Annotated in this window: 13 protein-coding genes and 1 pseudogene; 7 read left to right on the top strand and 7 right to left on the bottom strand. The window is 40.4% G+C overall.

Annotated features, from left to right (window positions below; genetic code table 11):
* Positions 1-25 precede the first annotated feature (25 nt).
* Both DESGI_RS02030 and DESGI_RS02035 read left to right on the top strand, forming a co-directional pair.
* Positions 26-1,096, top strand: a complete 1,071-nt coding sequence (locus tag DESGI_RS02030) for an ABC transporter substrate-binding protein (RefSeq protein WP_006522815.1) — start codon at positions 26-28, stop codon at positions 1,094-1,096.
* A 24-nt stretch (positions 1,097-1,120) separates the two neighbouring features.
* Entirely contained in the window at positions 1,121-2,128 is a 1,008-nt protein-coding gene (locus DESGI_RS02035; RefSeq protein WP_006522814.1) for an enolase N-terminal-like fold-containing protein, read from the top strand.
* A gap of 303 nt (positions 2,129-2,431) precedes the next feature.
* Here the strand turns inward: DESGI_RS02035 and DESGI_RS02040 are convergent, their stop codons facing one another.
* Together DESGI_RS02040 and DESGI_RS02045 are read right to left on the bottom strand one after the other, a co-directional pair.
* Positions 2,432-2,779 (bottom strand): type II toxin-antitoxin system PemK/MazF family toxin, encoded by a 348-nt coding sequence (locus tag DESGI_RS02040; RefSeq protein ID WP_006522813.1) that lies wholly within the window; start codon positions 2,777-2,779, stop codon positions 2,432-2,434.
* A complete protein-coding gene (locus tag DESGI_RS02045) occupies positions 2,754-3,017 on the bottom strand; it encodes an AbrB/MazE/SpoVT family DNA-binding domain-containing protein (protein WP_006522812.1) in 264 nt (87 codons plus the stop codon). The genes DESGI_RS02040 and DESGI_RS02045 overlap by 26 nt, the downstream gene beginning before the upstream one ends.
* 232 nt (positions 3,018-3,249) lie before the next feature.
* On the opposite strand from DESGI_RS02045, the gene DESGI_RS02050 reads away from it, so the two are divergent.
* The 3 genes from DESGI_RS02050 (at position 3,250) to DESGI_RS02060 (ending at position 6,599) form a co-directional block, all read left to right on the top strand.
* Entirely contained in the window at positions 3,250-3,603 is a 354-nt protein-coding gene (locus tag DESGI_RS02050; protein ID WP_006522811.1) for a PadR family transcriptional regulator, read from the top strand.
* Positions 3,584-4,879 carry an FtsW/RodA/SpoVE family cell cycle protein gene (locus DESGI_RS02055; protein ID WP_006522810.1) on the top strand — a complete coding sequence of 432 codons (1,296 nt, stop codon included), beginning with the start codon at positions 3,584-3,586 and terminating at the stop codon, positions 4,877-4,879. The genes DESGI_RS02050 and DESGI_RS02055 overlap by 20 nt, the downstream gene beginning before the upstream one ends.
* A 631-nt stretch (positions 4,880-5,510) precedes the next feature.
* Complete coding sequence (locus tag DESGI_RS02060) at positions 5,511-6,599, top strand: copper amine oxidase N-terminal domain-containing protein (protein ID WP_006522809.1); 1,089 nt, start codon at positions 5,511-5,513, stop codon at positions 6,597-6,599.
* A gap of 161 nt (positions 6,600-6,760) precedes the next feature.
* On the opposite strand, the gene DESGI_RS02065 is transcribed toward DESGI_RS02060, so the two are convergent.
* The 4 genes from DESGI_RS02065 to DESGI_RS02080 form a co-directional block, all read right to left on the bottom strand.
* Positions 6,761-7,243 (bottom strand): cell wall hydrolase, encoded by a 483-nt coding sequence (locus tag DESGI_RS02065; protein WP_006522808.1) that lies wholly within the window; start codon positions 7,241-7,243, stop codon positions 6,761-6,763.
* A gap of 120 nt (positions 7,244-7,363) precedes the next feature.
* The gene (locus DESGI_RS02070) at positions 7,364-7,813 is read right to left on the bottom strand and encodes a sigma-70 family RNA polymerase sigma factor (RefSeq protein WP_006523527.1); all 450 of its coding nucleotides are present in this window, start codon (positions 7,811-7,813) and stop codon (positions 7,364-7,366) included.
* Positions 7,814-7,950: 137 nt separating this feature from the next.
* Positions 7,951-8,142, bottom strand: coding sequence for a helix-turn-helix domain-containing protein (locus DESGI_RS02075; RefSeq protein ID WP_006524778.1), 192 nt, complete (start codon positions 8,140-8,142; stop codon positions 7,951-7,953).
* Between the two features lie 6 nt (positions 8,143-8,148).
* On the bottom strand, positions 8,149-8,451 hold the full coding sequence (locus DESGI_RS02080; RefSeq protein WP_006524777.1) for a hypothetical protein: 303 nt from the start codon (positions 8,449-8,451) through the stop codon (positions 8,149-8,151).
* A 944-nt stretch (positions 8,452-9,395) separates the two neighbouring features.
* Here DESGI_RS02080 and DESGI_RS02085 point away from each other — a divergent pair.
* Complete coding sequence (locus tag DESGI_RS02085) at positions 9,396-10,259, top strand: hypothetical protein (protein ID WP_006524776.1); 864 nt, start codon at positions 9,396-9,398, stop codon at positions 10,257-10,259.
* Between the two features lie 107 nt (positions 10,260-10,366).
* Positions 10,367-11,488 (top strand): annotated as a pseudogene (locus tag DESGI_RS02090) (IS256 family transposase); the annotation flags it as partial.
* A gap of 426 nt (positions 11,489-11,914) precedes the next feature.
* Here the strand turns inward: DESGI_RS02090 and DESGI_RS02095 are convergent.
* Positions 11,915-12,517, bottom strand: coding sequence for a hypothetical protein (locus DESGI_RS02095; RefSeq protein ID WP_006524774.1), 603 nt, complete (start codon positions 12,515-12,517; stop codon positions 11,915-11,917).
* Positions 12,518-12,649 lie beyond the last annotated feature (132 nt).

Here is a 12,649-nt window from a genome sequence, read left to right on the forward strand (position 1 = left end):
GAAAAACAATGCAGGGGGAGTTAAGATGATTAATATTAAAAAAAATGTTGTAGTTTTGTTATTGGTTGCGTTTTTATTAGGGGTTGTGGGTTGCGGTCAGGTAAAAAACGATAATAAAGCGGGGCAAGAGCCCGGCTCCACAGCGGGAACCAATAAGGCTGCAGCTGCTAAACAGGTGGTGGGTGCCAACGGTAGAACGGTAACTGTGCCGGAGAAAATAGACAGGATCGCTATTACCTGTCAAGGAGGAACCGCCCAAGAGGTGACGATTTTGGGTGCGGGTGATAAGATTGTCGCTCAGGCACCAATGAATAATTTTCCCCAGTTGCTCAAAATGTTCCCCAGGTATAAAGACATCGTCAACCCAGGGACATTTGATGATGTTAATATTGAGGAAATAATTAAAGCCGATCCGGATATAGTTCTAGTTGGTATTTCATCGAAAAAGGGTAATCAAGCCATCGAAGAAGCGGGTTTTCCGACATTTACAATGCTTATCGGCTGGGCTGATATTGATACCCTCAAAAACGAATTTTTGCAGATGGGGACGCTGTTAGGAAACGAGAAAAAGGCCAAGGAATTAGTTAATTACTGGGATGATAAGATAGCTTATATAAATAAAATGCTTGCCAAAGTGCCGGAAGATAAAAAAATGCGTGTTCTTTACGCCAGCAAAGGCCTGAAATCGGTTTCAGGTAAAAATGTGTGGGGGGATAGCCTTATTGCCGTGGCGGGAGGTGTTAATGTTGCTGCCGATATCAGCGAGAGCAGAGAGGTTAGCATCGAACAGATTATGACCTGGGATCCGGACGTTATTATTTTACAAAAGGGCGGCAATGCCGTAGGAGAACTTAAAAAGGATACAAGGTTAAGCGATTTAGATGCAATTAAAAACGGCCGGGTGCACCAAGTTCCCATCGGCGCTTTTTGGTGGGATAGGCCTTCCCCCGAAGCCCCTTTGGGCTTTATGTGGCTGGCAACTATACTTTATCCGGAACACACAAAAGATATAGATTTAAAGAAAGAAACAAAGGAGTTTTTTAAAACTTTTTATAACTATGACCTCAGCGATGAGGAATACAATTCATTCTTTTAATAGTTTTGACGGAGATGTATACCAATGATAAATTCAAATGTTGATTTAGAAAAAGCTTATGGGCAAGTGCTAAAGGGTTATAGTTGTGCAAACAAAGATGCCGTTAAACTTAGGAAAATTGGCTATAGGAATAAATGGAACTACATTGTTGCCGAAGGAAACCAAGTGGGACTAGCGTTTAATTTTACCGCTGATCATTCAGTTTATGGACCTGTTGATGATATGGAGCAGTTTATTCGACTGCAGCAGTACATTGGCAAAAGCTTGTTTGAGTTTGTGGAATATCTTTTAAAGCGCAAAGAAATTCAAATGAGGTCGCTGTGCCTTGCTGCACTTAATGCTCTTTCTCAACCCTTAATTAACAATTATCTGAACCAAGAAAAATCTATTTCTACTTACAAAAAAGGTAATTTTGATTTTATCAAACCCCAAGACGTAGTAACTGTGGTGGGGTATGGCGGGGTGGTCACTAAAATATATGGGAAATGTAAAGAACTTCACGTCAGTGATATGAGGCCCAGGTATTTATTAAACACACTCACGATAGGTGAAAAGATTGAATATGGTCCCGAAAATGATGAAAAACCGGTGATCAATATACCAGGACCGATCATTGCTGCGTTTCTTGCTATGGATTGGTGCGTTTTGGGGCTGGTGCATCATTATTACGGCCTTTTTGCTCCCGTGCGCCCCACAATCAATGTCAAGTTGGAAAAGCCGCTTCAAAAGAATCCGCATATTGAAGTTTATACTTGGCTTTATTTGACAAAACAAAACGATGGGTATATGGCTTCGCCTGTGGGATATGCCAATGGCCTTCCGCATATTTTGGCTAAGGCCGATGCCCTGTTTATTGCGCCTATTGGTGTTGCGGAGTACCAAGCCGGCGAGGAAGTGAAAGTTGAATTATTGCATGGTCTGGAGAGTCTTCAGAAAATAAAACATGCTCGAGAAAAAATGGTTTTTGCTACACCAAAGTTTAACTTAAGCGCTGAAACGTGCTGTAAGCCCATTAATTTACACAGGGACTAGGGGGCAGGTTAGTTGTTCCAATTTGGTCATTAGCGGTTTGCCATTAGTGGTTTGTCGTTGGTTAAATACCGGTGGATTTATTGTACCAAACGGTTTGTTATTATGCTCAGTGGCAAAGACATTATTATAAGGCCAATTTAAGTGGGAAGCATAGGAAAACCTTTTCTTTATCCACTTTTGCGCGGTAGTTATTACACGTTATCAATGATTAAGGCTCAAATCAGGGTTACCTGACATTGAGCTTTTTTTCTCCCGCAAAACTTCCAATTGAACCCTTTAAGAACCGTCCCCTGCGCTTCCTTGCTATTTCTCATGCTCAATTTCCACAAATCCTATTAAAATATCTACCACTTCTTCTACAATATCTCTTGGCGCTTTTTCATTAAAGGATACGTCTCTTGCGTATATATCTAAAGCTTTAACCTGTTCACACATAATAATACCTGTTGTTTTAGTCCTTTCATCCAGTTCTATATGCAGCGGAAAATTTCTATTGGTGTTAGTAATCGGACATACCATAGCTAATTTAGTAAATTTATTATAGGTGTTATTACTAACAACCAGCGCAGGTCTTTTACCTTTTTGTTCATGCCCTGCTTGGGGGTCAAATTCCAAAAATACAATATCACCTTGCTCTGGTATATATTCCATTAAAACGCCTCTTTACTACTGGCTTTCCAGTATCCCATTCACTACACTTATAATCACCGTTATATTCAGCAATTCTTTCTTGTAAGGTTTTGTGTTTTTTCACAGGAGAAATTATTAAGTTGCCGTCTTGAACTTTTATTTCCACCTTATCATTTTCATTTAGTTTAGCCATTTCAAGTATAGCCTTAGGGAGTCTTATCGCCTGGCTATTCCCCCATTTTTGAATTGTGCCGTACATTTGCATCACCTCTTACTGGTAGTATATACAATGTATCTATAAATATCAATTGGGAAGTGCGGGAAGCAGGAGAATTGTCCCCGCGCTTCCCTGTGCTTTTGCCTAAATTTGGCTTGACAAAATGATAATATAGTAATAAATTTATACATAGATACACGATGCATTGTGTTGCTATGCTACGGCTAATCCTGTTTAATTGGCCGTAGCAAAACTAACCGTTGGGAGAGAGGTTATGAAGGTTAATAAGGAATTGCTAAAAGGGAGTACCGTTATTTTGATTCTTTCATTGCTTGAACGTAAGCATATGTACGGCTATGAAATTATCAAGGAAATTGAAAAGCACTCCGGTGGCGTTTTTGCTTTTAAAGAAGGGACCTTATATCCAATCTTGCATTCTCTTGAATCAAAAGGACTGGTGGAATCCTATTGGACGGAAGCCGAAGGAACCCGCCGCAGAAAATACTATCGTATTACGGATACGGGCAAGCTGCAGCTCAAGGAAAAAAAGACCGAGTGGGCTGTTTTCCGCTCCACAGTAGATAAGATTTTAGGGGAGGGGGCTGTATATGGACTTGGAGCACAATGAAAATATCCAAACCTACCTTGATACTGTATGTTCGCAGATTAAATGGCGGGACATGCATGCCCAGATAAGAATGGAATTGTTAAGTCATATTAGTGAACTGGTTGAAGAATATGAGCAGGCGGGTACCCCCAGAGAAGATGCTGTTATACAGACACTTAATCACATGGGCGATGCCCGGGAACTTGGGAGGAATTTGCATCATATTCACAAGCCGCGCACTGAGTGGAGTATAGTTGCATTAGTCGTTTTTTTTCTTGGTCTCGGGCTTTTTACCCTGTATTCTCTGGAAGTCAACGGCTTGCTCATGGCAGAAGCATCTTCGCTGTTTATAAGGAGCATTATTTTTACGCTGGCCGGTGTGCTGATAGCGGTGGGTGTGAACTTTTTTAATTACCAAAATCTTAAGTCCCTGTCCTGGTATTTATATATAGGGACGTTACTAGTTTGGCTTTATATACTCTGGCAGGGGCCGCTTTATATGGGTAAACCTTATCTGCATCTTGGTTTTATCAGCATTGATTTTGTTGAAGCCGCTCCTTTTTTCCTGGCCATTGCTATTGCCGGTATTTTTGCGGATTGGGATTGGCATCAGCCAAACTACTTGTTAAAAGCTTTTACGATGCTGATGATTCCGGTTATACTGGCTTTGATGAGTCCCTCCATAACAGCGGCCTTTTTGTATGCACTGGTTTTCTTAATCATCATGCGAGTGTCCGGGGCCAAAATAAAAGACATTGGCTTAATTATTTTGTTTCTCTTGACCCTGACCATCTTTAGTGTGGTAACATCTCCTTATCGTATGGCGCGCTTTTTGGCATTTTTAAACCCCCGTCAGGATCCCCAGGGTATTGGGTATATGGTTATGCAATCAATTGAAGCTATCCGGTCAGCCGGATTTTGGGGGCGGGGTTTTGACTTGCCCGCAGGAACCCTGCCCAGTCTGCATACTGATTTAATTTTTACCAGTATTGTATATAGTTTTGGATGGATAGCCGGTTTGGCTGTGGTGGTTTTGGCAACTGCTTTATTCATTAGAATCTTGCGGGTTGCCAGGCTGGTGAGAGATCGTTATGGCCGGTTACTGGTCAGTGGCCTGGTGGGTATGCTTATGATTCAGTTTTATTGGAATATCCTAATGACACTGGGGTTGGCTCCCCTGACCGGATTCAGCCTGCCGCTGGTTAGCTACGGCGGTTCTCAACTGATTGTCCAGTTGGTGATATTGGGATTGGTATTGAGCATATACCGGCGCAAAGATGTTGTCGCTGCTTTGTAAAAAGGTCATAACTACCGGAAAAAAGATTCGTACATTTTCAACGATGCTGGGTGATCTTGTTTTAAGGTTACCCAGCATTTTCGTAGACATCAGGATATCATAAACCCGGGAACCAGACGGTAGTAAAACATCGTCAAGCATAGTGCATCTTTACACCCCCTTTCCTGAAATTGAAATTCCCTTCTTACTATATAAAGAGAAAAAAGGAGGCCTTTTTGATACCCCCTTGTCCCATAAAGGGTAATTATATACCAAATATTATTAATCAAAGAACATGGAAAACAAATAGGGGAAATATCCGGCTCTGGTAGAATGAAGCATTAGTTAAATTTTATGGAACAATGTAATACATATTTGCGTCTATTTTTAAATGTGTTTTTTGGGGAGGTAATTGTAGTCAAAGAAAAATATTGTTATGAATACTATAGCCATGTTTTTTAGGGAATTTAAAAAAGGTTTAACACCTAGCTAGTCTCTTGCCCAAAGCAAAGGAACACATTTATGCAGAAAATGTTGATGATAAGTGAATGCTGGCAGAAAAAATCAGAAAAGTACACCTAAAAAAGTATTTGGTACAAAATATCTACCAAACGCAAAAAAAGAATAAAATTGAATGAGGAGAGTACAAATAGTGAAAAGGAAAATCTGTTTGACTATCTGCTTTGTTTTTTTTATGACTTTTTCAATCAGTAGTATGGTTATGGCAAGTACACAAAAGGTTAGTTTGAATATTAATGGAGTTGAAGTCAAAGATCAGGAGCCTAAAATTATCAATCAAACTGCATTTGTCCCTATACGAACTGTTTCCTTGCTGCCAAATATAAAAGTGGATTGGGACAATAAAACAAAAACAGTATCCGTGGCAGATACCACAACAAAAGAAACTCTCAAGCTTACAATTGGTAAGGATATAGCTTATAAAGGAGATTCCAAACTAACACTGAGCAACCCGGCTAGAATTATTAATAGCTCGACCTATGTTCCTTTTAGATTTGTTGGCGAAGCATTGAATATCAATGTAGAGTGGGACGCTGCAACAAAAACAATCATTTATAACTCGGATAATAAGCTGACAGACGCCATTAAAGGTGAGGAGAACAAAATGGAACTTGCTAAAATAGATGACGTTGCATTGTTTGCAAATAAACAAGCAGGCGACGGTATGTTCAAAGAAATTACCGTCCGGACTAAGGATAAAAGCAAAACCTTTCCTTGGACTAATGTGATAAACCCAACGTTCTACCCAACCGTTAACATTGCGGATGTAAATACCGATGGCGAAAAGGAGATTGTTATCACCTTAACAACAGGATATGGGACAGGAGCTCATTTAGAGGAAATTCATGTTTTAGATAAAGATAATCTAACTGAGATTATACTCGATGTTGAGAATCCCCTTGATATCATAGAGAAAAAAGTGGATTCCAAAATCACGAAAAATAACGGAAAAGTAAATGTGACAATAGAGTGGGATGATAAAAAAATAGAAAAGACCTATAATGAATTAGATGCTGGGGTTTGGAATGAATATGTTGGTTTTGGAGGGGTTGTAAAATATCAATTAAAAAACAACCAAATCTATGCACTCGTACCAGGAAGTGTTGCTACGACTTGGTATGTTGTAATAGTGATAATTGAATATGGTCCAGATCTTAAAGCAAGGAATATTACGGTTAAAGATATGGACAAAATGAACTATCCAGATGTAATTGAAGATTAAAAAGGGATTATACTCCCTAGTGTAGGCGTTGTTTTAGAATTAAGAACGAGTTCGAGAAGCACTACTTGTGGTATTCACCGGTAGCCTGGGGGCATTTTTTTTTAAAATTAAAGTAAATAAGGCTTATCCCTAAGTAAGTTTAGGGACAAGCCTTATTTACTTTAATACCCTTCAAGCAGGAAGAAAGTATGATTACCGATAACTTCTCTATCGGTCACTTTTTTATAGGTTCTACCACCATCAAAAGTATAATAGTAATAGCCGTCTGCTTTTTTTATTACACGCTTGTTATATAGGTCGTTGGTATTAAACCATAGACATTTACGGATCGGGTTAGTTCCCCCGTTTTTAGCTACACTCAGAGAATCACTCCATTCACCGCTATTGGTGTTAGGGCAACGTGCTTTGCTTGTAGTCATACCAACAAATGCCCCATCTTTTAATACGACGCCAGCCACAGTATTTCCGCCAAACTCACTGGAGTTCTTTGCCTTTCGGTTTACAACAACCCAGTAAACGCCTCTTTTTCCTGTTAACGATTCACCCTCGGCTTCAGAGTAGATCAAACGAGCAAGCAAATCCACGCTATCCAGCCCATTAAATTCACTCAAACCACTTTTGTCAGGTAAACATGCTCCTGCCATCAGAATCCCTCCTGATAAAATATTTAATTTTTCCCCTTGCATCCAAAGCCAGGAGGGAATAAAATAAGGTATCCTCCCCTGCCTTCGGGTACGGGATAATTGTCCGTCCTGGATGAGTCTCTACTTGGCGGTGGGCTCGTCCAGGATAAAATGTTGTAATTTGTTCAACGCGCGATTTTTTATGCGATGGACTACAGGTTGTGACACTCCCAGTTCCCTAGCCGTCTCCCGTTCAGTAAATCCATCCAGGATCGTTGCTTTAACCACCATTTGTTCTTGTGGCGTTAACAACGAGAGGGCTTCCTGGATAAAAACCGCGTCCTCCGCTCTAACGGGAACATCCTTGGCAGCAAAAATAGTATCAATTAAGCTTAATTCGTCAGAATCAGCGCCCTGATCCACCGGACCATTCAAGATCAAAAGTTCGCGCTCATCCAACTGCCGGTACTTTTTAGCCAACCTGATCGCTTCGCGACGCAGGCCAGTTAAGAACCAAGCAATCGCCCGGGCTTCCTTCGGATCAAAGACATAATCGCGAGAACCAGACGGTAGGAAAAAATCTTCAAGCATAGTGCATCTTCACACCCCCTTTCCTAAAATTAGAATTACCCTCTTACTATATAAAGAGAAAAAAGGAGGCCTTTTTGATACCCCCTTGTCCCAAAAAATTTCTTTTTTTTAGATTTGATTTTTATCCTTTTCTAAAATCAAGCCGGATACTTATGAATCGCGTTCATTAACCAAAAAATCAAATCCGAATAGCATTCATTATAATGATTTGACCAACGGCTATATTTTTTAATCGCCGGATTTAGCTGACCAACCAGTTGAATAAAAGCTTCCTTATCGCCATTTTTAGCCCTGGCAACCAGTTCATGAAACTTTAATCTCCTCTTCAACAGCACTCAGCCTCCCCTCGTTTTTCCAGAATCGCCGAATAATCGGTTATGGATCACCTGCCAACTCCCCATGGCGGAAGCCGCCACTAGTAAGCCGTTAAGGATGCAAAGTGGAACATTCCTCATTTTAAAGCTCCCCGTTGCGATATCAACCAAAAAGATAATCCCCTCAGCGACCACCACTACAAGACAACGGGTAGAAAAATGCTTCAAAAAGCCGAGTCTCTTGATGAAGTCAACAACCAAAACAGTCGCAGTCACCGCACCAGCCAAAGTACTAAGGGAGGCATAGGTAAACAGATCTTGCATTCCATCATCACCTCCTTCGCCCAAAAAACAAAAAAACCCACCCAAAAAAACAAGCAGGTCACATAAACACTGGCGGCAACTGGGCTAGACGCATCACATCACATGCCTTGGAGCTTTATAGTTTTAATACATTCATATTCTTCGACAAACATTTCATAATTTGTCATATCTTGATAGTTTATCTATATAGACGGGCAAAAACCAAAAATGTTCCAGAATCTTTTCAATTATTTTTTTCAATTAGACTCCAGTAGCCCATCAACTCAATCGTCCCACCCGGACGATATCGTTTTACCAAAAGCTCGAAAATCAAATCACGCTCAGTCGTACCAATCGGTATATTAGCAATCACAGTATTATTAATATTTTTTCACTATGTACAGAGTTAGTTACAGTATCATCAATATTTGCATATATAGAGTTAGCAATTTGGAGTAACTCATCAAGGCTAATGCCGTTCTCGCCCCTTGTCCCATAAGGGTAATCAGATACTAAATATTGCTTATCAAAGAACATGGAAAAAGATAGGGGTAAACGTCCGGCTCTGTGTAAAATGTACCATTAGCCAAATTTTATGGAACAATGTAATACATATTTGCGTCTATTTTTAAATGTGTTTTTCTGGGAGGTAATTGTAGCCAAGAAAAATATTGTTATGAATACTTGGTCAAGTTATATATGTAAATATTGAGTTGCCAACTCAGCTGTGCTGGCAGAGAGGGGATTTTGAGGGCGCTGCCTGGCGGTGGGCCTCACACCTAAACTGGTTATTTAGTGGCTAATTCTCATTTGGTGGATAAGGTTTTTGATCTAATGGGGAAATGGTTTCCAAAAAGGCCAGGTATTTTTTTACTTGGCACGCTTTAAAATGGATTTTAACATATGACGGGAAATATCTTTGTATACATCTAATGTTAGAGAGAAAATCAAAAGGAGGTCTCTTATTGCCCATGGGTAAATTGAACAAAGGGAAATTAATTATTCCATTAGTCCTTTCGGTAGTAATTGGCGCTTCTGGTTGTTCAAGTGATCCAAAAACAAGTAGCATTGACCAGACAAAAAATAGCCCGGCACAAGCGCAAGATGAAATACTGAGCCAGGCTATACAATCAAAAAAATGGCCAGAAAAGCTGAGTCTTACCTCACCTTCCAAATTAGCCGCGCCATTTCAACCTATTTCTGAAAAGTTATTAAAAACTAGCAATTTTCCTATTTTTTTACCTACTTATTTTCCTTCCCCTAATGTTAAAGATATGAAATGGTCCCTCAATCTCAAAACAGAGAAGAATAATTTTACTATAGAAATCGGCAAAGACTTACCACCAAGAAAGGGAGTGGCTTACGAAGCTGGAACACTTTCTGGTAACGTCAGGCAGCCTGATGAATCACCACTTGAAAAACAGTTCGAGAGTGAAAATATAGGAATTAGCTCCATCAATCTTCCAAACGGTATAAAAGGCAAGGAATTTCTAGCCGATGGTTATCCCAATGTTATTGGTAGTAACGCAATCACTTGGAAAACTGATAAATGGAGTTTTTTCGTAACGGCATCCCCGGGTAATGGTTCTGGCAGCACTGTTGATTATGCACATCAAATCGTCAATGCCTTAGGTAAAAACGATCAAGGCCTTTTAGCTCTTCCTGGGAAATTGAGTTTTATTTACACTGGCGCCAATCATCCACTGACAGAAATTTACTGGAAAGTTAACGACTTTACATGGTATTGTTTTAATTGGAGTGGCGATACAAAGGAAGCTATTCAGATTTGGCGTAGTATGGCATATATAGGTGGCGAAAATGTGAAATGAGTAAGTGGTAGTCCAGTAAGGCTTCATACTCTACCTCGTTCGGATGGACTTTTGCAAAAAATTTGCAGTTTTTAAATGGGGTACAATAAAACAAAAGAGAAAGCCTAACGTTACAGCAAATATTTGAAGCTGAAATGGATCACCACTTGGGTTATAAAAAACATAGCGTAGAGGGAAATAACTCCGGCAACAGTCGTAACGGCTATAGCCAAAAAACTATCCAAACCAGATTAGGTAAAACAGAGCTTAAAATACCAAGAGATCGTAATGCAGAATTCGAACCCCAAATCATCAAGAAATACGAAACAACTTCAAACCAGTTGGAAGACCAGATTATAGCTATGTACGCCAAAGGAATGTCTACCCGGGATATCGAGGCCCATATGCTAGATATTTACGGTATCGATGTATCCCCAACTATGGTAAGCAAAATAACCGATAAGATCATGCCCATGGTTTCCGAGTGGCAATCAAGACCATTAGACCGGGTTTATCCGATTACTTTTCTAAATGCCGTACACTTTAAAGTACGTCAGGAAAACCGGATCATAAACAAGGCTGCCTATAGCGTACTGGGCATCAATATGGACGGCCAGGAGGACATATTAGGCATCTGGATTGGGGAAAGTGAAAGTGCTAGTTTCTGGCTTGGGGTATGCAATGACCTTAAAAATAGGGGTGTAGAGGATATCCTGATTGCCTGTAAAGACGGGCTTTCCGGGTTTTCCGAGGCTATAAACAGTGTATTCCCCCAAACGGAAATACAGCTTTGCATTATTCACCAAATCCGTAACTCTTTAAAATATGTCTCTTACAAAGACCGGAAAGAGTTAATAGCTGATCTTAAGCAAGTGTACCAGGCATTAACCATAGAAGAAGCAGAATTGGCCTTTGAGATATTTAAAGAAAAGTGGGATAAAAAGCATCCCATAACCATTCGATCCTGGGAGAATAACTGGGTTGAATTAACCGCCTATTTCAAGTATCCTTATGCCATGCGTAAGATAATCTATACAACAAATATTATTGAAGGGTATCATCGGCAGTTGCGGAAAGTTACTAAGACTAAAACAGCATACCCAACTGATGATGCACTTAGGAAAATAATCTATTTAGCCACCGTTGAAGCAGCTAAGAAATGGACTGTGCCTATAAGAAACTGGAAGGAATGCGCTTCTCAGATTGGGATTTACTTTGCCGATAGACTTAAAGCGGAATTGGCCATTTAGTGCATTTGTTGGGGCTTCGCCCCAAGAGTTTAACGCTTTTGTTCTCCTCAAGGATAGCTTATGGACTTGTAAAGGATAAGGGGGTACTAAAAAGCACCCCGTTATCCCCGGCAGAACCCCACCAGGCGCTCCGGTTGCTCTCCAGCAGAGCCGTACCCTCCTGATGGGTAAGAGCCATTTATAGTGTAACCATTTTTAACGGAAAGAAGCCATTTACACAAAATTGTGGATACTCCCACCTATTCAAAATTGGTTTTTAGGCTTTCCCTTGTAGGACTCCCCTAAATTTCCTTGCACCTTGTAAAACTATGCCGGTGGCTAATTCGCAATAACAATTCCATTAGATAGGTCACCAAAAATATTGCAAATCTGCCGGGCATAGAGAACAGGTTAGTTTTAACAGTGCTCCTTTGATTGGTGAATCTATTATAGGCTAATGCTTGTGTCGAGAACTCCTTTTCCTACGTGTCCGGATCCGTTAAACAGAGCTCCCGCGGACGCCCCGTATTGCGTAAGCTGATCAGATTTAGGGAGATAATAACCCGTCTGGCCTGACCAAGGGTAGAAAGCATTGCTGGAATGTCCACAATAGTTGCCGTTCCAGGCTGTCGCTGCCATAGCCATCATTTGAATTTGGTTGGTATTTCCAAGGCTTTTTAGTTTTTTGAACGCGGCGCTCAGAAACGCAGCACAGATGGCTAGATTGTTATAATAGTTACTTCCGCAAATTGAGGAACACCAGGTGTATTTATTGTCACACCAAGCATTCCATTTATCGAACATGGCTTTGCCGATTTGACAAACGCCAGCTCCGCTGGTATCGCAGGGGTCACATCCTACGTTTATTCCACCGGCTCCAGATCCGGATAGGGTTTCAAGAGAAGCTATAGTCGCTAGTGTTGCTGGATTAATGCCTTTATTATGTGCAGCTGAATTAATGTGTCCGGCCATACTGTCCGTGGTGAAATGACATGATGAATAATTATGGTTATAGGTACTTCCTACACATTCTCCTGGATCATAACTCATTTTTTTCATCCTTTCTTATGCAAATTCAAATGGGGTTTACGTTCTGTCACTTGCCAATGGTTAAGGGACCTCTTTAACGGCTACTTTTTTCGACATTGTTTCCTAAGTTTTTTTAACTGTGACTTGTTAGGT

Source organism: Desulfoscipio gibsoniae DSM 7213 (genome assembly GCF_000233715.2).
Lineage (GTDB): Bacteria > Bacillota > Desulfotomaculia > Desulfotomaculales > Desulfallaceae > Sporotomaculum > Sporotomaculum gibsoniae.